The 22452-nt window shown below is 63.6% G+C and carries 20 protein-coding genes; 13 read left to right on the top strand and 7 right to left on the bottom strand.

Annotated elements, in window-relative coordinates:
- Positions 1-13: 13 nt before the first annotated feature.
- The gene (locus tag O1W68_RS02325) at positions 14-439 is read right to left on the bottom strand and encodes an HIT family protein (RefSeq protein ID WP_269301272.1); all 426 of its coding nucleotides are present in this window, start codon (positions 437-439) and stop codon (positions 14-16) included.
- 80 nt (positions 440-519) lie between these two features.
- Between O1W68_RS02325 and O1W68_RS02320 the strand changes: the two genes are divergently transcribed.
- Genes O1W68_RS02320 through purD form a run of 3 tightly spaced genes read left to right on the top strand, consistent with a single transcriptional unit; the run spans position 520 to position 5071 of the window.
- Positions 520-1764, top strand: a complete 1245-nt coding sequence (locus O1W68_RS02320; protein WP_269301271.1) for a bifunctional glycosyltransferase family 2/GtrA family protein — start codon at positions 520-522, stop codon at positions 1762-1764.
- Positions 1761-3779 carry a glycosyltransferase family 39 protein gene (locus O1W68_RS02315; protein ID WP_269301270.1) on the top strand — a complete coding sequence of 673 codons (2019 nt, stop codon included), beginning with the start codon at positions 1761-1763 and terminating at the stop codon, positions 3777-3779. The genes O1W68_RS02320 and O1W68_RS02315 overlap by 4 nt, the downstream gene beginning before the upstream one ends.
- Before the next feature lie 41 nt (positions 3780-3820).
- Positions 3821-5071: a phosphoribosylamine--glycine ligase gene (purD, locus tag O1W68_RS02310; RefSeq protein ID WP_269301269.1), complete on the top strand. Its 1251-nt coding sequence runs from the start codon at positions 3821-3823 to the stop codon at positions 5069-5071.
- 71 nt (positions 5072-5142) lie between these two features.
- Here the strand turns inward: purD and O1W68_RS02305 are convergent, their stop codons facing one another.
- Positions 5143-5979 (bottom strand): DUF559 domain-containing protein, encoded by an 837-nt coding sequence (locus O1W68_RS02305; protein WP_269301268.1) that lies wholly within the window; start codon positions 5977-5979, stop codon positions 5143-5145.
- 82 nt (positions 5980-6061) lie between these two features.
- Entirely contained in the window at positions 6062-6892 is an 831-nt protein-coding gene (thiM, locus tag O1W68_RS02300) for a hydroxyethylthiazole kinase (RefSeq protein ID WP_269301267.1), read from the bottom strand.
- An 80-nt stretch (positions 6893-6972) separates the two neighbouring features.
- Between thiM and O1W68_RS02295 the strand changes: the two genes are divergently transcribed.
- Positions 6973-8100, top strand: coding sequence for an aminotransferase class I/II-fold pyridoxal phosphate-dependent enzyme (locus O1W68_RS02295; RefSeq protein ID WP_269301764.1), 1128 nt, complete (start codon positions 6973-6975; stop codon positions 8098-8100).
- On the opposite strand, the gene O1W68_RS02290 is transcribed toward O1W68_RS02295, so the two are convergent.
- Positions 8074-9093, bottom strand: coding sequence for a threonine aldolase family protein (locus O1W68_RS02290; RefSeq protein ID WP_269301266.1), 1020 nt, complete (start codon positions 9091-9093; stop codon positions 8074-8076). The two genes, O1W68_RS02295 and O1W68_RS02290, sit on opposite strands and share 27 nt — an antisense overlap.
- A gap of 77 nt (positions 9094-9170) precedes the next feature.
- On the opposite strand from O1W68_RS02290, the gene O1W68_RS02285 reads away from it, so the two are divergent.
- On the top strand, positions 9171-9806 hold the full coding sequence (locus tag O1W68_RS02285; RefSeq protein ID WP_269301265.1) for a TetR/AcrR family transcriptional regulator: 636 nt from the start codon (positions 9171-9173) through the stop codon (positions 9804-9806).
- 263 nt (positions 9807-10069) lie between these two features.
- Positions 10070-11488 (top strand): adenylosuccinate lyase, encoded by a 1419-nt coding sequence (gene purB, locus O1W68_RS02280; RefSeq protein ID WP_442972261.1) that lies wholly within the window; start codon positions 10070-10072, stop codon positions 11486-11488.
- On the opposite strand, the gene O1W68_RS02275 is transcribed toward purB, so the two are convergent.
- Positions 11474-12277, bottom strand: a complete 804-nt coding sequence (locus tag O1W68_RS02275; RefSeq protein WP_269301263.1) for an HAD-IIA family hydrolase — start codon at positions 12275-12277, stop codon at positions 11474-11476. The two genes, purB and O1W68_RS02275, sit on opposite strands and share 15 nt — an antisense overlap.
- Positions 12278-12329: 52 nt before the next feature.
- Between O1W68_RS02275 and O1W68_RS02270 the strand changes: the two genes are divergently transcribed.
- Genes O1W68_RS02270 through O1W68_RS02255 form a run of 4 tightly spaced genes read left to right on the top strand, consistent with a single transcriptional unit; the run spans position 12330 to position 15676 of the window.
- Positions 12330-12749 (top strand): HIT family protein, encoded by a 420-nt coding sequence (locus O1W68_RS02270; protein ID WP_269301262.1) that lies wholly within the window; start codon positions 12330-12332, stop codon positions 12747-12749.
- Between the two features lie 7 nt (positions 12750-12756).
- Entirely contained in the window at positions 12757-13818 is a 1062-nt protein-coding gene (locus O1W68_RS02265) for a FecCD family ABC transporter permease (protein WP_269301261.1), read from the top strand.
- Entirely contained in the window at positions 13815-14876 is a 1062-nt protein-coding gene (locus O1W68_RS02260) for a FecCD family ABC transporter permease (RefSeq protein ID WP_269301260.1), read from the top strand. Before O1W68_RS02265 ends, O1W68_RS02260 begins: the two co-directional genes overlap by 4 nt.
- Entirely contained in the window at positions 14873-15676 is an 804-nt protein-coding gene (locus O1W68_RS02255; protein WP_269301259.1) for an ABC transporter ATP-binding protein, read from the top strand. The genes O1W68_RS02260 and O1W68_RS02255 overlap by 4 nt, the downstream gene beginning before the upstream one ends.
- A 10-nt stretch (positions 15677-15686) precedes the next feature.
- On the opposite strand, the gene O1W68_RS02250 is transcribed toward O1W68_RS02255, so the two are convergent.
- Positions 15687-16454, bottom strand: a complete 768-nt coding sequence (locus tag O1W68_RS02250; protein WP_269301763.1) for a 2,3-dihydro-2,3-dihydroxybenzoate dehydrogenase — start codon at positions 16452-16454, stop codon at positions 15687-15689.
- Positions 16448-17569: an isochorismate synthase gene (locus tag O1W68_RS02245; RefSeq protein WP_442972276.1), complete on the bottom strand. Its 1122-nt coding sequence runs from the start codon at positions 17567-17569 to the stop codon at positions 16448-16450. Before O1W68_RS02245 ends, O1W68_RS02250 begins: the two co-directional genes overlap by 7 nt.
- A gap of 131 nt (positions 17570-17700) precedes the next feature.
- Between O1W68_RS02245 and O1W68_RS02240 the strand changes: the two genes are divergently transcribed.
- From O1W68_RS02240 to O1W68_RS02230, 3 genes are read left to right on the top strand one after another with little or no spacing between them, the layout of a single operon-like run.
- The gene (locus tag O1W68_RS02240) at positions 17701-18993 is read left to right on the top strand and encodes a lysine N(6)-hydroxylase/L-ornithine N(5)-oxygenase family protein (RefSeq protein WP_269301256.1); all 1293 of its coding nucleotides are present in this window, start codon (positions 17701-17703) and stop codon (positions 18991-18993) included.
- Complete coding sequence (locus O1W68_RS02235; RefSeq protein WP_269301255.1) at positions 18993-20705, top strand: ABC transporter ATP-binding protein; 1713 nt, start codon at positions 18993-18995, stop codon at positions 20703-20705. Before O1W68_RS02240 ends, O1W68_RS02235 begins: the two co-directional genes overlap by 1 nt.
- Positions 20702-22450, top strand: a complete 1749-nt coding sequence (locus O1W68_RS02230) for an ABC transporter ATP-binding protein (RefSeq protein ID WP_269301254.1) — start codon at positions 20702-20704, stop codon at positions 22448-22450. The genes O1W68_RS02235 and O1W68_RS02230 overlap by 4 nt, the downstream gene beginning before the upstream one ends.
- Positions 22451-22452: the final 2 nt, after the last annotated feature.

Below are 22452 nucleotides of genomic sequence, written 5' to 3'. Positions count from 1 at the left end.
TGTGCTCGGCCGATCAGGTAGGAACGTTGGCGCCGTGGCCGGACTCGCGGAGCGCGGCACGCAGCTTCTCGGCGGCCTCGTCCTGGGACTGCGGTGACGGGTTCGGGTCTGCCCCGGAGATGTCGAAGTTACCCATGTCGTAGGCAGGAAACACGTGCAGGTGTAAGTGCGGAACCTCTAGCCCGGCAATCAACAGTCCTGCCCTCGGTGCATCGAACGCCGACCGCACCGCTGTGCCGATGATCTGGGCGACTGCCGTGATCTTGGCGAAGGTGGCGCCGTCGACGTCCTGCCACTGGTCGATTTCCTCTCGAGGAACGACGAGCGTATGACCTGGAGTAACCGGGGCGATAGTCAGAAACGCCACGACGTCCTCGTCTTGCCACACGAATCGTCCCGGAATCTCGCCACTGATTATCTTGCTGAAGACCGATGCCATAGTTGCAAGGATAGGCGGATCACAGCTGATTGCCAGCTCGGTGGCAGGGACGTCGCAGGTCGAGGCCCGAACCTGGTGTCATGACAGCGAACCCACTACTTCGAGCCGGACGGAACGAAGAACACCGCCGAGAGTCGGAACCGACGGCCACCGCCACCCTCGAGGTGGTCATTCCCGTGTACAACGAGGAAGACGATCTCGAACAGTGCGTTCGGCGGTTACACGAGCACCTCGATGCGAACGTTCCCTTTCGCGCCCAGATCACGATCGCCGACAACGCCAGCACGGACGGCACCCTCGCCGTCGCACATTTTCTGGCCGGTGACATCGACGGAGTCCGCGTCCACCACCTGAACGACCGTGGACGCGGGCGTGCGCTGAAGGCAGTGTGGTCGGCGTCCGAAGCCGACGTCGTGGCCTACATGGACGTCGACCTCTCCACCGATCTCAATGCGCTGATGCCGCTCATCGCCCCGCTCGTGTCCGGACACTCCGACCTCGCGATCGGATCTCGACTCAACCGATCTTCGCGGGTGGTGCGTGGCGCGAAACGCGAAATGATCTCACGCAGTTACAACCTGATTCTGCGTACCTCGCTGCGCGCACGCTTCTCGGATGCGCAGTGCGGCTTCAAAGCCATCCGGACGGACGTCGCCCGGGAGCTATTGCCGCTCGTTCAGGACACCGGTTGGTTTTTCGACACCGAACTGCTCGTCATCGCCGAGAGGGTCGGACTTCGTATCCATGAAGTTCCGGTGGACTGGGTCGACGACCCCGACAGCAGCGTCGACATCGTCGATACTGCGATCAAGGATCTCCAGGGGTGCTGGCGGGTCGGGAGAGCTCTAGCCTCCGGCGCCCTGCCGATCGCCGAGCTGCGCACAAGCCTCGGACGGGAGCCTTTGGTGCCAGGTGTGCCGCGCGGCATGGTCGGACAGCTGGTTCGGTTCGCCATCATCGGGGTGTCGAGCACCGCAGCGTACACACTGCTGTACTTGGTCCTGCACCCATCGATCGGAGCGCAGGCCGCGAACTTCTGCGGTCTACTGATCACCGCAGTGTTCAATACCGCGGCGAATCGAGCCTTCACGTTCGGAATTCGGGGCTCGAAGAGCGCAGGCAAGCATCAGATTCAGGGATTGATCGTCTTCGCCTTCGCCCTGCTCATGACCAGTGGTGCACTGGCGTTACTGCACGCATGGGCGCCAGGAGCATCCCGACACCTCGAACTTGCCGTCCTCGTGGTGGCGAATCTCGTCGCAACGGTATGTCGATTCGTTGCCCTTCGTTGGGTTTTCCGAACCAGAGAAGGTGCAGTTCAATGACGACACTGATCGAACGACAACCGGAATCAGCCGAGCCAATGCCCGAGTCAGGTCCCCGCTGGGAGTGGATCGGTCTCGGCGCGCTCCTCGTCGGTACTGCCGTCGCCTACATCTGGGGGCTCGGTGCGTCCGGCTGGGCCAATTCTTTCTACTCCGCTGCGATACAGGCAGGGTCGGTGTCGTGGAAGGCATTCTTCTTCGGCTCTTCCGACGCGGCAAACTCGATCACCGTCGACAAACCACCGATGTCACTGTGGCTGATGTCGCTGTCGGTTCGAATGTTCGGACTGAGTTCGTGGGCGATGCTGATTCCGCAGGCGTTGCTCGGTGTCGGTTCCGTGGCGTTGCTCTGGGCGACGATTCGAAGGCAATTCGGATCTGCAGCAGGACTTCTCGCTGGTCTGACGCTGGCGGTCACTCCTGTTGCAGCCCTGATGTTTCGTTTCAACAACCCCGACGCACTGCTCGTACTACTGATGATCTCGGCGGTGTGGGCGTCGATGCGTGCAGTCGAAGACGGACGCACTCGATGGCTCGTGCTCACCGGCATATTCGTCGGCTTCGGATTCTTGACCAAACAGTTGCAAGTGATGCTTGTGATCCCGCCGATTGCGCTGCTCTACCTGTTTGCAGGCCCACCGAAGCTCGGTCGACGGTTCCTACAGTTGTTCGCCGCCCTCGGTGCCGCGATCGTGTCCGCAGGCTGGTGGCTCCTGATCGTCGAGCTGTGGCCTGCGTCGTCGAGGCCGTGGATCGGTGGCTCGCAGAACAATTCGATCCTCGAACTCACCTTGGGTTACAACGGACTCGGTCGCCTGAGCGGTAACGAGACCGGCAGTGTGACTCCGGGTGGCGCAAACGCTGGTCCCGGAATCGGCGGGGCAGGCGGCAGCAGGTGGGGTGAAACCGGCATCACCCGCATGTTCGACGCGTCCCAGGGAGGCCAGATTGCGTGGCTGATCCCGTCGGCTCTTATCATTCTTGTCGTCGGAATTGTGCTGCGCGGCAAAGTTGATCGAACCGATCCGAAGCGTGCGGCGCTTGCGGTATGGGGATTGTGGCTGCTGGTAACCGGGTTGACATTCAGTTTCATGGCCGGCATTTTCCACTCTTATTACACGGTGGCTCTTGCACCGCCGATCGCTGCGCTGATCGGCGCAGGAAGCGTACTGGCATGGCGTCATCGCGAGCGGTATTGGGTTCGGATCGCAATGGCGGTGGCCACACTGGCCGCGGTGGCGATGGCATGGGTCCTGCTAAACCGCAGCGCAGAATTCCAGCCGTGGCTTCGCTGGACGATCCTCGGCGTCGGCATCCTGGGCGCAGTGCTGGTGCTGATTCCGGCAATGACACGTGGAAAGCTCGCGGTCGCCTCGATTCTCGCAGTAATGTTCGCAGGACTGGCAGGTCCTACTTCCTACACCGCCGACACGCTTGCAACCCCGCACACCGGTTCCATCGTCTCCGCGGGGCCCAGTACAGGTGGCATGGGAGGCTTCGGCGGAGCTCGCGGCACGGGTGGCATGCGCGATGGCGGTGGCCCGGGACAAGCGCCGGAAGCAGCAGCAACACCGGGTGCGGCGGCAGTTCCCGGCGGCGCCTCGGATGGACGCGGCACGACGGATGGACGTGGCGGCGGCAGCACCGGCGGTGGCGCCGGAGGGTTGCTCCAGGGCAGCTCGCCGACAGAGGCCATAACCTCGCTCCTCGGGGAAGATGCCGACTCTTACACCTGGGTCGCGGCAGCAGTCGGCTCCAACACTGCCGCCGGCTACCAACTGGCCACCGAAGACCCGGTCATGGCGATCGGTGGATTCAACGGCAGCGATCCGTCGCCGACACTCGCTGAATTCCAGCAGTACGTTGCCGACGGCGAAATCCACTACTTCATCGCAGGTGGTAGCGGCATGGGTGGCAGTAACACCGGCACTGCGTCCGAGATAGCGGAATGGGTAGCCGCCAACTACACCCCGACCACGGTGGACAGCGTGACGGTGTACGACCTGAGCAACTGAGTTTTCGCTCGGAGCGGGTCGAGCCGATACTCTTGTCTACTGTGCGCGTACTCGTCATAGGTTCCGGTGCTCGTGAGCACGCCCTCCTCCTTGCTCTGAGCAAGGACCCCAAGGTCAGCAAGCTGCTGGTCGCTCCAGGTAATGCGGGAACGGCGAAGCTCGCCGAGCAACACCCCGTCGATGTCGCCTCGGGTGCGGCGGTAACCGAACTGGCTCGAAAGGTCGAAGCGGACCTGGTCGTCATCGGCCCGGAAGTTCCGCTCGTGCTCGGCGTCGCCGACGCATTGCGCGAGGCCGGGATCGCGACCTTCGGACCGTCTGCAGCAGCTGCTCGTATCGAGGGCTCGAAGGCGTTCGCCAAAGACGTCATGGCTGCGGCCGGCGTCCGAACAGCGCACAGTGAGATCGTCGATTCACCCGCGAAGCTCGATGCGGCACTCGGCCGATTCGGACCCAACTGGGTCGTCAAAGACGATGGGCTCGCGGCAGGCAAGGGCGTCGTGGTCACCACCGATCGGCTCGTCGCTCGCGATCATGCTGCCGAACTTCTCGAAACCGGACATCCGGTGTTGCTCGAATCCTTCCTCGACGGACCCGAGGTGTCGCTGTTCTGCCTCGTCGACGGCGAGACGGTGGTCCCCTTGTTGCCGGCGCAAGACCACAAGCGCGTCGGCGACGGTGACACCGGACCTAACACCGGTGGTATGGGGGCGTACACCCCGCTTCCATGGCTTCCGCAGGCCGTCGTGGACCAGATCGTCACCGAGGTCGTCCAACCCGTCGCCGCCGAGATGGTCAAGCGTGGCTGCCCGTTCTCCGGCTTGCTGTACGCGGGCCTCGCGATCGGCGTCGACGGCCCCGCAGTGGTCGAGTTCAACTGTCGCTTCGGCGATCCCGAGACGCAGGCAGTTCTCGAATTGCTCGATTCTCCTCTCGGTGAGGCGTTGAACGCGACAGCTAACGGGACGCTGGCTTCCTTGGCGCCTTTGCAATGGAAAGACGGCGCTGCGGTAACCGTGGTCCTGGCGGCGGAGAACTACCCCGGCCGTCCGCGCACCGGAGATGCGATCACCGGTGCCGGGGGTCTTGGCGTTTTCCACGCAGGTACCGCCTCGCACGAGGGCAAGGTCGTCTCCGCAGGTGGCCGGGTACTCAGCGTTGTGGGTTCCGGTGCTGATCTCGCCGCGGCCCGAGCTGATGCGTATTCGAAGATCGAGTCGATCCGGTTGCCGGGTAGCCACTTTCGCACCGATATCGGCCTCGCAGCCCTCGAGGGGCGCATCTCTTTGTGAGTTCCGTGAATTTTGCTCCACTATTGCGCGAAACTTCCCGAGTTCGGTAGATTTCGCACAATAGTGGAGCTTCATGCACCCCTACTCTTTCTACGGCGCCGCACCACCGCGGCTATCTGATCGGCAACTCGATCCAGATCGCGGTTCACCGTCGCCGCAGAGAATCTCAGCACCAACCAGCCGTCCAGCACCAGCGTGTTCTGCCGTACGCGGTCGTTGTCGAATGCCCGCGGATCTATGTGGAACTGGCGCCCGTCGATTTCGACGATCACCCGCGCCGGCCGACAGGCCAAGTCGACGATGTATCGGCCCAACGCCGTGTTGATCTCCATCCGAATACCTCGTGCCAACACAGCCCGCGCCACCAGGCGCTCTGGCTCCGACCAGGTTCCTGGACAACATTTCTCGAGCTGCCGACGAACCTCTCGCATGCCCGCCATCCCTTTGGCGGACTCACAGTGCTCGGCGACCTCTCGCCACGACACCCGTGAGGAGATGCACCGGTCGAAAAACCGTTCCAAAGGTAGACCCTGCATAGCGGCGGCCACATCCACGAAGCACTGCACCGCCGATACGACCTGCATGCCCCGGTGCTCTTCCGGCGACACCGAACGCCGGTGCACCTTCAGCCAACCCGGCCCACTGATCCGCGAGTCCCTGGACAGGGTCACATGAACGACTGTGGGCTCGGTGTCGAGTAGATCCCACAACCACGCGGCGCTGAGGTGGCTCAACACTGCATCTTCGCGCCATAGCGTCGCCGCCACACACAGGTCGTAATACGACGGTTCCGGGTCCGAATAGACGCAAGGCAACAGTCGGATCATGCTGCCGCTGCGCATCCGGCGGGTGATACCGGATCGACCGATACCCGATTCTTCGAGCTGCATGCGTGTGTACACCCCCATGCCAAATAACGGTGCACCGTTTTCGACACTGTCGGGGGTTCGAAACGAGATCTGTGGATAAGTGCCGTGCCTGTGGATAGGGCTAGAGCGCCAACGGTTCGATGAGCGCCGAACGCATGTCGTCTGGGGTCACCGAAGCCAGCGCATCGAGATAGGCGACGGCGAAAGTTCCTGGGCCGCATGATTGTTCGGCTGCACGTTCCGATGCGACCGCCACATGTGCGTGTGCCGACGTCATTCCGATCAACGGTGTCGGTGACACGCTGAGGTACGCGGCTACGAGCGCCGCGAGCGAACATCCAGTAGCGGTGACCTTGGTCAGAAGTGGGCTACCTCCACCGACTTTCACACCCACGGGCCCGGCGTCGTTTCGTCCGACGATGTAATCGACCGGACCGGACGCCGACACCACGTGCGCGAACTCGAGCAGCGCCACTGCTGCTGGAACCGCGGCCTCGGAATCGGAGGCACTGTCGACTCCGCGCGCGAAGTTACCGAGCCCCGCAAGCGCGATGATCTCCGAGGCGTTCCCGCGAATTGCCGTGGGTTCGAGCGTCAAGAGCCCGGCGGCGAGTTCGGTCCGCCACGGCAGTCCGCCGACGCCGACCGGATCCAGAACCCACGGAGTGCCTGCGGCACGGGCAGCCTCCGCTGCCAGCGTGAAGGCGGCAGCGGTTCCATCGTCGGGGGTGCCCAGGTTGACGAGAACTCCGGAAGCGATCGAGGCGAATCCCGCGGCCTCGTGGACATTGTCGATGTGCGCGTTGCTGGCCCCGGCGGCGAGCAGAACATTGGTGACGAAGTTGGCGGACACCACGTTGGTCAGTGATTGCACCAGCGGAGTCGACGAGCGGAGTGCATCGAGGGCATTCGCTACGTCGGTCACGGTGGGGCAGGTCGTCGATTCCGGCATTCGTACAGTCTTTCACCGCGGGCTAGCCTCGAAGTGTGCGCACAGAGTCGAACAGATCCAAGATCGAGCCGTTCCACGTGATGGACGTATTCAAAGCCGCTGCCGTGCGAGCGCGCACGCACGGCGACGTACTCTCCCTGGCCGCCGGACAACCGTCCACCTCGGCGCCTGCTCCGGTACTTCGCGCGGCCAGGGACGCCCTCGACGCACATGTGCTCGGATACACCGAGACACTCGGCATCCTGCCGCTGCGCGAAGCCATCGCTCGACATCACGCGCACGAGGCGGGGGTCCCGGTACATGCCGACGACGTCGTGGTGACCACCGGCTCTTCGGGGGCGTTCACGTTGCTGTTTCTGGCGGCGTTCGACGTCGGCGACACCGTTGTCATGGCTCGGCCCGGGTACCCGGCCTACCGGAATACTCTCGCCGCGCTCGGATGTCGTGTCGTGGAATTGGACTGCGGGATCGAGTCCAGATTTCAGCCGACGGTCGCGATGCTCGACGCTCTGCCGGAACCGCCCGCAGGGTTGATCATCGCCAGTCCCGCGAACCCGACCGGCACGATCATCGACGCCGACGAACTCGCCGCGATCGCACGCTGGTGTGAGCAGCACGGAACTTTGCTGATCTCCGACGAGATCTATCACGGCATCTCCTACGGTGACGCCCGGACGTCGAGTGCCTGGGAGACCTCGAGGGAATCGGTAGTGATCGGTTCGGTGTCGAAGTACTTCTCGATGACGGGTTGGCGGCTGGGTTGGATGCTGTTGCCACAGACCTTGCACCGGGCGGTGGAGCGCCTGGCATCGAACATGACCGTCTGCCCACCCGCGATCGCACAGGTGGCGGCCATTGCCGCGTTCACCGAGGAATCACGCACCGAACTCGACGCTCACGTGCGCCGCTACACCGTCAACCGCACAATCCTGCTCGACGGTTTGGCTGCCGGCGGGATCACCGATCTTGCCCCCGCGGACGGGGCGTTCTACGCGTACGCCGACATCGGGCACCTCACCCAGGACTCACGGGCGTGGTGCGAGAACGTGCTCGCGACGACGGGTGTGGCACTTGCCCCCGGCGTCGACTTCGATACCGAGGCAGGGCACCACACCGTTCGATTCTCGTTCGCAGGTACGACCGAGCACATGAGGGAGGCATTGGCGCGCTTGGCTCCGGCCCTACGCGCGCACAGCAGACAGGCGTGAGAGGACATCGCGGATGTCGGCCTCGGACACGTCGCGATGCGTCACGAATCGGACTTTGCCCGCAACGGTGACGGCGCCGATGCCATTCTCGGCAAGCTCGGAGACGGTTCCGACGGGGTCGGCCGACGTCGCGAGCACGATGTTCGTGTCCGGTTCCATCACGTCCCATCCCCGTTCGCGTAGCCCCTCTGCCAGCAGTCGAGCGTTGTCGTGGTCGGCGGCGAGTGAGGCGAGGTTGTCCAGCGCCACCAGCCCTGCCGCTGCAAGTATTCCGCCTTGACGAACACCGCCGCCGAGCATCTTGCGGACGCGTCGAGCCTCGGTGATGCGGGCCGAATCGGATACGAGCATCGACCCGACAGGCGCGCCGAGGCCCTTGCTCAGGCACACCTGGACGGTGTCGGCGCCGACTGTCAGTTCGCGGGGGTGCACACCCTGCGCAACGGCCGCATTCCAGACACGGGCCCCGTCGAGGTGCACGAGCAAGCCCGCTCTACGAGCCGCATCCAGCAGTGCATTCCATTCCTCGGGTCCGAACACTGCACCGCCGGCGAAATTATGGGAGTTCTCCAGACACAGCAGCGTGGTGTTCATGGTGAAATACGGTCCAGGTCCGCCTGCCGACGCCATCACGGTCGCAGGCGTCGGACGCCCGGGCCCACCGTCGTGTGGCAGCGCCGACGGCATTCCTTGCGCCAACCACGCTGCCGTCCCCAGCTCGGACCCGAGAACATGAGAATGCTCCGGCGCCAGAAACGCATCACCGCGTCGCAAGTGCAGCATCAGCGCGATGATGTTGCCCATCGAACCGCTCGGGACCCACAGTGCGGCCTCGTATCCGAGCATCGACGCGACGCGTTCTTCCAATCGCGCCATCGTCGGGTCGTGGTCGAGGACATCGTCACCGACCTCGGCATCGGCCATCGCAGCCCGCATGGCCGCATCCGGGCGAGTCACCGTATCGGAGCGGAGGTCGATAGTTCTGTATTGCATGAAGTTCACGATTGCACACGATCGAATGGCCCGTTTGCCCCAGCGGAGAAGGGCGGGCCTGGCACGATGGCTTTCAAATGCCAGAAGCACCTGCAGGGCCAACGATCAAGGTGTCGGGCGCAACCCCGAAAGGGGAGCGTCGACGACACGCATTGGCGTCTGCCGCCGCCGAGCTCCTGGTAGAGGGCGGATTCGACGCGGTTCGCCACCGCTCGGTCGCAACCCGCGCCGATCTTCCGCTCGCATCGACGACGTACTACTTCCACTCGCTCGCCGACCTCATCGCGTGCGCGGTGGAGATACTCGGAAACCGGGAACTCGAGGTCATGAGGGGACGGATCGACGAACTCGGAAATCTCGATCAAGACGTCGAGTCGACAGTCGAACTGATCGTGGACCTGCTCATCGGGCCGAAAGACGACTCGATCGAAGGACGCGAACGGCTCATCGCCCGCTACGAACGATTCATCGCCTCGGCGCGACACCCCGAGTTGCGGGAAGTGCAGTTGCGGTTGCGCGCGCAGATCGACGACCTGCTCACCGACGTCCTGCGACGCTCAGGACGCATCGTCGACGAACTGCAACTACGACGGCTCGTGGCCGTCGTCGACGGCGTCGTGGTCGGTGCTCTCGGCGAGGTCGACCCCGAACCCCGAGCGATGGCCCGGAGCATGTTGATCAGAGTCATCGACGTCGTGGCCCCCGCACAATGAACGCAGTACCACCTGGTCGTTCCGCAGGCTCCACTCCTGCCTGAACCACCTGGTCGTTCCGCAGGCTCCACTCCTGCCTACCTGGTCGTTCCGCAGGCTCCACTCCTGCCTGAACCACCTGGTCGTTCCGCAGGCTCCACTCCTGCCCCACCTGGTCGTTCCGCAGGCTCCACTCCTGCCTACCTGGTCGTTCCGCAGGCTCCACTCCTGCCTGAACCACCTGGTCGTTCCGCAGGCTCCACTCCTGCGTAAACTTGTCTCTCGTGACTATTCCGAATGTCCTGGCCACCCGTTATGCGAGCAAAGAACTGGTGAACCTGTGGTCTCCGGAGCACAAGATCGTCCTCGAACGCCAGCTGTGGCTGGCCGTTCTCAAAGCGCAGGCCACCCTCGGTGTCGATGTGCCCACTGCCGCGATCAACGACTACGAGAACGTGATCGGCACCGTCGACCTCGCATCGATCGCTGCGCGTGAGCGTGTCACCCGCCACGACGTCAAGGCCCGTATCGAGGAGTTCAACGCACTCGCGGGCCACGAGCACATCCACAAGGGTTTGACTTCTCGTGACCTGACCGAGAACGTCGAGCAGCTGCAGATTCTTCGCTCGATGGAACACGTCCACAGTCACGGTGTGGCCGTTGCTGCGCGGCTCGCCGAACGCGCCGCGGAATACTCCTCCCTCGTGATGGCAGGGCGCAGTCACAATGTCGCCGCGCAGGCAACGACCCTCGGCAAGCGCTTTGCATCGGCGGCGGACGAGCTGTTGATCGGCCTCGCTCGGATGCAGGAGCTGATCGCGCGTTACCCCCTTCGCGGTATCAAGGGCCCGATGGGTACCTCGCAGGACATGCTCGACCTGTTCGGGGGAGACGCCTCGAAGTTGACCGCTCTGGAGCGCATCGTCGCCGACCACCTCGGGTTCCGGCACGTGCTCACCAGCGTCGGTCAGGTCTACCCTCGCTCGCTCGACCACGACGTCGTATCCGCCCTCGTTCAGATCGGGGCCGCACCTTCCTCGTTCGCTCATACGGTTCGGTTGATGGCAGGCCACGAGCTGGTGACCGAGGGCTTCCAGCCCGGTCAGGTCGGCTCTTCGGCGATGCCACACAAGATGAACACGCGTTCGTGTGAGCGCGTCAACGGTCTGCAGGTGGTGTTGCGCGGTTACGGATCGATGGCGGCCGAACTGGCAGGCGCGCAGTGGAACGAGGGCGACGTCTTCTGCTCGGTCGTCCGCCGCGTCGCGCTACCGGATGCGTTCTTCGCAATCGACGGCATGATCGAGACTTTCCTGACGGTGCTCGACGAGTTCGGTGCGTACCCGGCCGTCATCGCCAAGGAACTCACGCGCTACCTGCCGTTCCTCGCGACGACGAAGGTGCTCATGGCTTCCGTTCGCGCCGGGGTCGGTCGTGAAACGGCACATGAGGCCATCAAGGAACACGCTGTCGCTGTCGCACTCGCGATGCGGGAGCAGGGGCAGGATCCGGATTTGCTGGATCGCCTCGCCGCCGATGACCGCATCCCGCTCGATCGCGCAGGTCTCGATGCCGCTCTTGCCGACAAGTCGGCGTTCATCGGCTCGTCGGAATCGCAGGTCGCGGCCGTCGTCTCCGACGTCGAGACGCTGATCGCGCAGTTCCCAGAAGCTGCGAAGTACTCTCCGTCACCGATTCTCTAGTAGCTCCGGCAGATCGGCCACCGAACCGATGACGTGATTCGGCTGCAGACCGAATTCGTTCTTGGCTCGGCGGTCGAGGGCGTCCTGGCGGAACTTTCCGGTGCGAACCAGGACACCGGTCATGCCGACGACCTGGGCTGCGAGTACGTCGTTGTCGATGTCGTCACCGACCATGACGACGTCGACCGGGTCGGCGCCCATTCTTTCGGCGGCGGTCTGAAAGCCAAGTGGCGCAGGCTTTCCGATGGCTTGCGCAGTGTGTCCGGATGCCTTCTCCATGCCGACGAGATACATTCCGGTGTCGATGCGGAGTCCGGATCCGCTGGTCCACATGAGACTTCGATGCATTGCGACGACGGGGATGCCGCGGCACAGCCAGTCGTAGACTCGGCTCAGGCGCTCGTGGGTGAACTCGGGACCTGCCCCGCCGACGACGACGACGTCGGGATCGTGCGTGGACGACTCGTCCACGAACTCGATTCCCGGCATGTCGCCAGCGATGTCGCCGTTGTTGACGAGTACGACGGAAGCGCCCGGGTAGGTTTCGCGCAGGTGGTCTGCGGTGAGGCTCGCGGCCGTGACGATGTCGTCGGCAAGGACCGGAAGACCGACTCCTGTCAACGACTCCGCGATCTGTGTACGAGTTTTCGAGGTGGTGTTCGTCAGGAACGCGCGGGCGATGTCCTTGCGGTCGAGATAGTCGAGAGTCTCGCGGGCACCCGGGAGAGGCTTCCACGACGTGACGAGCACCCCGTCGATGTCGAACAGAACGCCGCCCAAGATACTCATGGTCAGACTTTAATCGCAGCACCGTTTCGGTGCAGTTCTAGACTGTCTCTTTGTGAACCCCTATACGATCTTTGCCGAAATCATTGCAGGGAACGCGGAATCGTCTCGCGTCTACGAGGACGACGTGGTCATCGCGTTCATGGACATCCGGCCGGTCACGCGTGGGCACGTTCTGGTGGTCCCGAAGAAGCAGGCTCGCTCGTTGGCGGAGTTGGAGCCGGACACCGGCGGTCATCTGTTCGTCGTCGGGCAGAAGATCGCGGCCGCGCTGCGGGCGAGCGACCCCCGATGCGCGGGGGTGAATCTGTTTCTTGCGGACGGCGAAATCGCAGGCCAGGAAATCTTCCATGTCCATCTTCATGTCATTCCGCGTACCTCGGGTGACGGATTCGGTCTTCGTGCCCGACCGACTTCCCCCGAACGCGCCGAGCTCGACACCCAGGCTGCACATATCGCGGACGCTTTGGGGTAATCGATCCATGCCTGTGGCAACGAAGAAGACCGATGAGGCCGACAGGCTCGAACAGTCCGGTGGGCTCGCCGAGACGAACTCGCGCCGCGCTCTCGGCCTTCTCGTTCTGCTCGGCGTTCTGGCCGCGATCTGCCTGTTCAGTGTCGCGGTCGGCACCAAGTACATTCCGCCGAGTGAGGTCTGGAATGCGCTGCTGCACTTCGACGAGTCGAGCAACCACGTCATCATCCGCGAGATCCGTGTACCGCGGACGGTGCTGGGGTTGATCGTAGGTGTCGCTCTCGGTGTCAGCGGCGCGCTTATTCAGGCTATGACGCGTAACCCGTTGGCGGACCCGGGCATCCTCGGAGTCAACGCCGGTGCGGCCTTCTTCGTCGCACTCGCTGTCGGCATGCTGGGATTCACCGGGATCTGGTCCTATATCTGGTTCGCGTTCCTCGGCGCCATCCTCGCGACGGTGGCGGTGTATGCACTCGGATCCATGTCACGAGCCGGTGCGACTCCGATCAGGCTCACGCTGTCCGGAATTGCGCTGTCCGCGGTGCTCGGGGGCATCACTTCCGGCATGCTGCTGCTCGATCCCGATGCGTTCGACAAGATGCGATTGTGGGGTGCTGGTTCTTTGGCTGGTCGAGGACTGGACATTTCATTGGCGATCTCGCCGTTCGTCATCGTCGGTTCGGTGCTCGCACTCGTCATCGCGCGACCCCTCAATGCACTTGCGCTCGGAGACGATCTCGCTCGGTCGCTGGGTGCGAAGGTGAACAGCACCCGGGTGATCGGCGTCATTGCAGTCACTCTTCTTGCCGGTGCTGCGACGGCGGCCGCAGGTCCGATCGGCTTCGTCGGCTTGATGATTCCGCACATGGTGCGGTGGTTCGTCGGACCAGATCAGCGATGGATCCTCCTGTACACCGTGGTGGCGGCGCCGTGCCTGCTGCTGCTCTCCGACATCGTCGGGCGACTGGTCATCAGGCCTGGCGAACTGCAGGTCGGGATCGTCACCGCGTTCGTCGGAGCGCCAGTGCTCATCTTTCTCGTGCGCCGCAAGAAAGTCAGTGGGCTGTGACGACCGAGACCGAGGTCGATTTCGGTCGCAGAGTTCGCATCATTCGCCTTGCCGGTGACAAGCTCAGCGGGCGGGTAGACATCCGCACCGTGGTGGTCTGCTGCCTTCTGGCGCTCGTATCGCTCGCCGTCGCTGTCCTAGCGCTCGGCACCGGTGACTACTACATCGCGCCGGGCGAAGTACTGGCCGCGGTGTTTTCCGATGCCGGAAGGTTCACCGAACTGATCGTCATGGAGTGGCGATTCCCGAGGGTAGCCCTGGCTTTGCTTCTCGGTGGTGCTCTGGGTGTGTCGGGTGCGATCTTCCAATCGCTGACGCGGAATCCGTTGGGAAGCCCTGACATTATCGGCTTCGACACCGGCTCGTACACCGGTGCGCTGATCGTCATCCTCGCGCTGGGAGGTGGCTACTATCCCACCGGCGTGGGCGCCTTCGTCGGTGGGATCTCTACTGCTGCAGTGGTGTACGTCCTCGCTTTCAAACGTGGTGTACAAGGTTTTCGGCTGATCATCGTCGGTATTGCGATCAGCGCGATCCTGGCGTCGGTCAACACCTGGTTGATCGTCAAAGCCGACCTCTCGGATGCCCTGGCCGCAGCGGTGTGGGGCGCGGGGACTCTCAACGGTCTCAGCTGGGGGCAGGTACGTCCGGTGGTGATCGTGTTGGTCGTTCTCACGCCGCTGCTGGCCATCTTCGCGGGGCGCCTACGGATGCTCGAGATGGGCGACGACGCAGCAAAAGCGCTCGGTATCCGGGCGGAGCCGACGCGGCTGATACTGATCGTTCTCGGCGTGGCGCTGACCGCGCTCGTCACGGCAGTGGCCGGTCCGATCTCGTTCATCTCGCTCGCTGCGCCGCAGCTGGTTCGACGCTTGACCAAGACTGCGGGTGTCGCGCTGATTCCCTCGGCGGTGATGGGTGCACTGCTACTGCTCGTCAGTGACTATGCCGCGCAGCGCATATTCGCGCCGACGCAGTTGCCGGTCGGTGTCGTGACGGTGTCCATCGGTGGGGCATATTTCGTGTGGTTGTTGGCTCGGGAAGGTAGAAAACAGTGACTGGAAAGAAGCCGCGCTTACATGCGGACGACGTCACGATCGGATACGACAAGCGAATCGTCAGTGAGGGGCTGACCGTCGAGATTCCAGACGGTCAGTTCACCGTCATCGTCGGTCCCAACGCGAGCGGCAAATCGACGTTACTGCGAGCACTGTCGCGGTTGTTGAAACCGACGGTAGGGACGGTACTTCTGGACGGCAAGGCAATCTCGACTTATCCGGCCAAGGAAGTTGCCCGACGCCTCGGGCTGCTGCCGCAGACGTCTATCGCGCCGGACGGTATTTCGGTGGCGGATCTCGTTGCACGCGGCCGTTATCCGCATCAGAAGCTGATAAGGCAATGGTCGCGGGACGACGAGGCTGCTGTCGTGTTCGCGATGAACGCGACCGGCGTGAGCGACCTCTCCGGACGGTTGGTCGACGAGTTGTCCGGAGGGCAGCGTCAGCGAGTGTGGGTGGCAATGGTTCTCGCCCAGCAAACCCCGTTGATGTTGCTCGACGAACCGACGACGTTCCTCGACATCGCGCACCAGATCGACCTTCTCGATCTGTGCGCGCAACTCAATCGAGATCAGGGCACCACGATGGTCGCTGTGCTGCACGATCTCAATCACGCGTGTCGCTATGCCGATCACATCATCGCGATGAAGGACGGCGCGGTGGTCACTCGCGGTAATCCTGCGGAGGTCATCACCGCGGAACTGGTGGAGGCGGTATTCGGATTGCCGTGTCGCATCATCGAGGACCCGGAGTCGCTCACGCCGTTGGTCATTCCGCTCGCACGCCCACGACCCTCGTGATGGATGCCGGTCATGCTCGCAGCGTGGCGCCGCCGTCGACGTAGAGCGACTGCATGGTGATGTGACGGGCTCGATCCGACAGTAGAAACTCGACAGCATCGGCGATGTCCTCAGGAGAAGCTATGCGGCCCAAAGGGATTCCATTCTTGAAGGTCGCGAGATCGCCGTCGATGACCGGCCGTGCGTAGGACATGTCTTTCGGGTCCGCCCACATCGAGCGTTGCATGTCGGTGTCGGTCGACCCCGGAGCGACGATGTTCGCGCGAACTCCGTACGGTGCCAATTCCAAGCCGAGTACCCGGGTCAGCATGGTGGATGCAGCTTTCGAGGATCCGTAGGCGCCCATCGACATGCGCGGTACACCCGCAGCATTGGATCCGACTACAACGATGGACCCGGCCCGTCGCTCACGCATCGATCGACCGACGGCTCGGACGACGTTGAGCAGCCCGAACACGTTGACCTCGAACATGGCTCGCCAGTCTTCGACGTGGGAGTCCAGGATGGATCCGGTGTCGAGAATGCCTGCGACATGGGCGAGTGAGGTGATCGGCCCGGCGGACTCCTCGATCGCAGTGACCGCGGCGAGGACGGCGTCGGCATCGCGCACGTCTACTACGTGAGCGGTGGCCACGCCGGTGATCTGCGACGCCGTATGCGTCATACCGGCTGCGTCGATATCGAGCAGTGAGAGGTCGTGGCCTGCTCGAGCGAGCGATATGGCGACAGCGCGTCCGATTCCGTTACCCGCTCCGACCACGACTGCGAGCGTCACAATGCCACCCCGAGGGCGCCGAGGAGAGTGCCGAACTTGGTTACCGTCTCTCGTAATTCGGTGTCCGGGTCCGATTCGGCGACGATTCCCCCGCCTGCGTAGGCAGTCATGCGCTTTCGGTCGCTGCTGATCTCCGCGCAACGGATGGCCACCATCCATTCGCCGTCCCCGTCTGCGGTGCACCATCCGACGGCGCCTGCGTAGAAGCCACGCTCACCCTCGAGTTCCTCGATCGTGCGGTACGCGAGGTCGGTGGGTGTCCCACACACAGCGGGTGTGGGATGTAGTGCGCGTGCGAGATCGAGTGCAGTAGTGGATGGATCACGTAGTTCGCCGCGTATCGGAGTGCCCAGGTGCCAGAGTTGCGGAGTGTGAGCCAGGGTCGGCTCCGGCGGTATGTCCAGCTCGCTGCAGAACGGGGCGAGCGAGTCCCGGATTGCATCGACGACGAAGGCGTGTTCGCGTCGGTCCTTGTCCGACTCGGTCAGACTGCGTCCGTTCTGCCGATCGCGCGCCGCGTCGGGGTGGCGAGGGGCAGATCCGGCCAGTGGGTGACATGTGACCACCGTTCCACGCCGGCGAACAAGTACCTCCGGGCTCGATCCGACGAGGGTTCTGCCTATGTAGGGGCCGCCTGCGGCGCTCAGGTCGACGCAATAACCGTTGCGTTCGGGTGTTCCTGCTATCAGGGCCGCTAGAACGGCGGTCGGGTCGACCGTGCCGTCTGCGATCAGGGTCAGCGTGCGTGCCAGGACCACCTTCTGCAGGGGCGTCGAGGGCTCGCGGAGTACGTCGAGTGCAGTGCGGACTCGGTCGGTGTGTTCGCCGTCATCGAGTGGGTCGGCGAGGACGAACGTTGGTAGAGAGGGGCATTCGGACTTCGGACTCCATGCCTGTTGCGTCACGGTGAACACTTCCGGTGCGGACAGTGCGCAGTGTGCCTGAGTGGAGAAGGGGAGGGCGCCGACGATCGCGGGGACTTCTCCCGAGCGCAGCGCAGCTTCGGCCGCGGCAACGCTGTCGTACTGGGCGCGCAGTCCCTGCGCTGATACCGAGCCGTGGGGGCGTGAGAGAACGAACCGTCCGGTGGTGGTGTGGACGGCAGTGTGAGAGCCCATTCGCGTACCTCTTTTCTTCTCGCTTGGATCCGTCGACTCGCGGACGGTCGGGTATGCGTAGCCTAAGCTCATGTGGCGACAATAGGTTAGGCTACGTTCACTCCGACCCGACAAAGGATGACTGGAACCACATGGCGAACACCCTTCCCGACGTAGTAGACATCCTCGGAGTCGGCTATGGACCGTCCAACCTGGGACTTGCGATAGCGCTGGAGGAACGTAACGCGCAGGTGCCCGCAGGTGACCGCCTCACCTCGATGTTCGTGGAGAGACAACCCGGCTTCACCTGGCATCCCGGCATGCTGCTGCCCGGCGCGACCATGCAGATTTCGTTTCTCAAGGATCTGGCGACGCAGCGCAACACCGGCAGTGAGTACACGTTTCTCGAATACCTCTCGCAGCGTGGTCGTTTGACGCACTTCATCAACCTGCAGACGTTCTTTCCCTCCCGACTGGAGTTCCACGACTACCTGACCTGGGCGGCGGACAAAGTAGCCGCCGACGTGCTCTACGGCTCGTCGGCCACCGGAGTTGCGTGGACGGGTGAGCATTTCGAGGTCACCGTCGAGACATCGGATGGGGAGGGTCGCACTCTGCGCTCGCGCGAGGTCGTGCTTGCAGGCGGGCTCACCCCGAAACTCCCCGCGGGCGTCGTAACGGGGGAGCGCGTTTTCCACAATCACCGGGTACTCGATCATCTCGAGGGATTGCCGGAGATACGCCATCAGCGATTCGTCGTGGTCGGTGCAGGCCAGAGCGCCGCCGAAGTGCTCGCCCACCTCCACGATCGGTACCCCGGCGCGGAGGTGCACGCCGTGTTCGGCAAGTACGGGTACAGCCCTGCCGACGACAGTCCCTACGCCAACCGAGTTTTCGATCCGGAAGCCGTCGACGACTTCTATACTTCGTCCCCGCAGCTTCGCGAACAATTGATTGCCTACCACCGCAGCACCAATTACTCCGCCGTCGATTTGCCGTTGATCGAGGAACTCTACGAGCGTGAGTACGGGGAACGAGTGTCCGGCGACCGCAGGCTGTTCGTCCACGGTGCGTCCGAAGTGTCGACGCCGCGCGTGACCGGGGCAGGGGTAGAGGTATCGGTGCATCATCGACCGACGGGCCGCGAGGACAGATTGCTCTGTGACGCAGTGATTTTCGCGACCGGTTTCCAACCGCTGGATCTGCGTGCCATCCTGGGTCCACTTGCCGATGATTGCAATTTCGCTGCGGACGGAACTCCTGAGGTCCAACGCGACTACCGACTGCGCACCGCAGAGAACGTCACCGGTGGGATCTACCTCCAGGGCGGAACAGAGCACTCGCACGGACTGACCTCCTCGTTGCTGTCGAACATCGCGGTGCGATCCGGAGAACTCGTGGACTCACTCGCTTCCAGGGCGATGCTCGACGCCGTGCTGACGTGATGAAACTGCCGATTTTCTTCGACGCGCCTGTGACTCCACTCCCGACCACCGATATTTCGATCACGTCGTCGACGACGCCACGTCAGCTGACGTTACGAACCATGTTCGCGGCGAAGAAGTACACGATCCCGGCGGGGGTGCTGATGATCGTCCATCAGCTCTGCGCTGCACTGGTTCCCGTTATCATGGGCCTGGCGATCGACCGAGCGATCAGCGCACGTGACCCTCGGCAGATGGTCCTGTGGATCGCGGTACTGGCGCTCGACTACGCCTTCGTGTCGTTCACCTTTCGCTTCGGTGGGCGCATCGGATTCCTCGGCATGAATTCCATCGCGCATCAGGTGCGTACGAAGATCACCGATCGCATCCTCGATGCACGCGGCATGGCCGGACCTGCTCGTCAACCCGGAATGTTGTTGAGTATTGCCACTTCCGACGCGCGTGCCCTGGCGACTTCGGTCGCAATCGTCATCTACCCCCTCGGTGAGTTCGCCGCAGTGATCTTCGCAGCAGTGATCCTGCTGACCATTTCCTGGCCGCTCGGGCTGGCCATCCTCGTTGCGACGCCGCTGATGCTGTGGCTGATGGACCGGGCCGGGTCTCCACTGCGCCGCAGAAGTGTTCAGCAGCAGCAGGTCGCCGGGGAGGCTGCCGGTACCGCCTCCGACCTGGTCGGAGGGTTCCGGATAGTGAAGGGGATCGGTGCAGAGCACGCGGCAGGTCGGCGTTACCAGGCTGCCAGCGAGCGCGCCCTGCAGGGAACGTTGAAGGCGAATGTGGCTCGGGCCGGTTACCTCGGTTCGATGGAGACAGTGTCCGGGTTGTTCATCGCAGGCGTTGCGGTCGCGGCAGGTCTGATGGCGGTCGGTGGTGCGATGACCGTTGGTCAGCTGATCACCGTGGTTGCGGTGACACAGTTCGTCCTGGGCCCGCTCCAGGCATTCGCATCCAATTTCGGCACCATCTGGGCTGGGGCTCTGGCCTCGGCGGAACGAGTAGCGAGCGTTCTCGATGCCGAGTACGCGAGCGAGCGGCCCGCCAATCTCGGAGTTGCCACCGGTTTCGAGATGAACTTCGTCGGTACCGAATGCGGCGGCGTCAGCGCAGTGAATTGGCAAGTGCCGGAGGGCGAGTTCGTTGCCGTGCAGGCGGACCCGGTGGTCACGGCCGCGCTTGCCGCGGTACTCGGCGGACTCGCCCGACCCGAAGCAGGTTCCGTCACCGTCGGCGGCATCGACATCGACGCACTGCAGCGATCCGACCGCAGGAAGACCCTGCTGGTTGCTCCACACCACAGTGACTTGTTCGAGGGGACGGTTCTCGACAACATCGAGGCTGCAGGCCCCGTCACCGACGATGCAGTGACACGGGCAGTGTTCGCTGCCGCCTGCGACGACGTCGCCCTGGCTCTACCTGACGGGCTCGACACCGACGTCGGTGAGGCAGGTCGGCTGTTGTCGGGTGGACAGCGTCAACGAGTCTGCCTTGCGAGGGCGTTGGCTGCCGATCCGGCAGTGCTGGTTCTTCTCGATCCGACGACCGCGGTCGATTCGGTCACCGAAGCGGTGGTGGCAGAGCGCATCGTTCGGGAGCGAAGCGGTCGCACGACCATCGTGTTCACCTCGGCGCCTGCTCTGTTGGCTGCGGCCTCGCGGGTGTTGACGGTCGAGACCGTGTCCGCGGGCCACTCGAAAGTGTTGGAGTACAAGTGAAGCTACCGATAGCGGACGCGCGCGCCGTCCGAGCCGAGGTGCGGCGTTCGCTGGCCGGTCAGGGTGGACCTCTGGCCGCCGTCGTGACGACCATGGTCATCGGTGCCGCTCTGGGTCTCGTTGCGCCGTGGGCTCTCGGGCGAATGGTCGACGTCGTCATCGAGGAGGGCGCCTCCGATCGAATCTGGGTGCTCGGCATCGTGATGGTGTGTGCAGCACTGGGATTTGCCGGATTCACCGCCCTCGGGGTCGTGCTGTCTTCGCGGTTGTTCGAAACGGCACTCGCTCGACTGCGTGAGCGGATGTTCGCCACCAGTCTGTCGCTACCGCTCGAACGGGTCGAACGAGCTGGAAGCGGAGATCTTCTCTCCCGCGCTACCGACGACGTCGACGAGGTTTCTTCGGCAATCGAGAACGTCGTGCCCGCCCTGTCGACTTCGCTGTTCACAGTGATCCTGACCGCGGTCGGCTTGACGGCGTTGGATTGGCGGTTCCTCGGTGCGCTGGTGCTGGTGGTTCCGATCTACGTGCTGGCAGTGCGGTGGTATCTGCGACATGCGCCGGGTATCTACGCCGCCGAGCGGGCAGCGATGGGCTTGCGCGCACAACAGGTACTCGGGTCCATCCGCGGCCTCAGGACGGTGCACGAATTCGATCTGGCACCGAAATTGTCGAGCCGCATCGGGTTTCACTCGTGGGAGGTCGTCCGCTGGACGATGCGAGCGCGGATCGTCCAGAACCGGTTCTACGGTCGGCTCAACACGGCTCAGTTCGTCGCGATGGCAGCCCTGCTGGTCATCGGTTACTTTCTCGTCGGCGCCGATGCGTTGACGGTCGGCGCGACGACGACGGCAATGCTGTTCTTCCTTCGGTTGTTCGATCCGATCGATGCTCTCCTGCTCGTGATCGACGAGTTGCAATCGGCACTTGCATCGCTGGCTCGCATCGTCGGGGTCATCGAGATCGGTGATGGAGTGCTCTCGACGCGAGAGGAGTCGATCGCGTTGCCGGCCGCCGGGGTGCTCGAGGCGAGGCAAGTGAGTTTCGGATACTCGGCGTCGTCTCCGGTGTTGGACGAAGTCGACATCAGCATCGCGATCGGTGAGACCGTCGCGCTCGTGGGTTCCTCCGGAGCAGGTAAGAGCACTCTTGCGGCTTTGCTCGCCGGGGTGTTCTCACCCGATCGCGGGCGGGTGAACTTCGGTTCGGTTTCCTTGCTCGATGCACCCGAAGTGCAACGAGCGCAACGGATCGTGCTCGTCTCGCAAGAGGTACACGTCTTCACCGGGACGCTGCGCGAGGATCTGGCGCTGGCGGACCCGGACGCGGACGACGCGGCGATGGAGTCGGCGCTCGGGAAGGTTCTCGCAGGTGACTGGTTCGACCTGCTGCCCGATGGCCTCGATACCCGCGTAGGCGATGGCGGGCATCGGTTGACACCGATGCAGGCTCAACAGCTAGCCCTCGCACGAGTGGTGCTTCTCGATCCGCCGGTGGTCATTCTCGACGAGGCGACCGCGGATGCAGGTAGTGCCGGCGCGTCGCTGTTGGAGCGATCCGCGGAGGCAGCGATCGAGGGCCGCAGTGCGCTGATCGTTGCGCATCGATTGAGCCAGGCCCGTCGCGCAGACCGAATCATGTTGATGGACAAGGGACAGATCATCGAGACGGGTTCGCACGACTATCTGCTCCAACGGGCGGGCCGGTATGCGGAGCTGTGGGCGGCCTGGAGCCGTCACCGCTGACC

Origin of the sequence: Rhodococcus sp. H36-A4 (assembly GCF_027158005.1) — a bacterium.
In the GTDB taxonomy this organism is placed as follows: Bacteria; Actinomycetota; Actinomycetes; order Mycobacteriales; family Mycobacteriaceae; genus Rhodococcoides.
The sequence above is the reverse complement of the archived record's forward strand: the minus strand, read 5'-3'. Positions and strand labels throughout refer to the sequence as shown.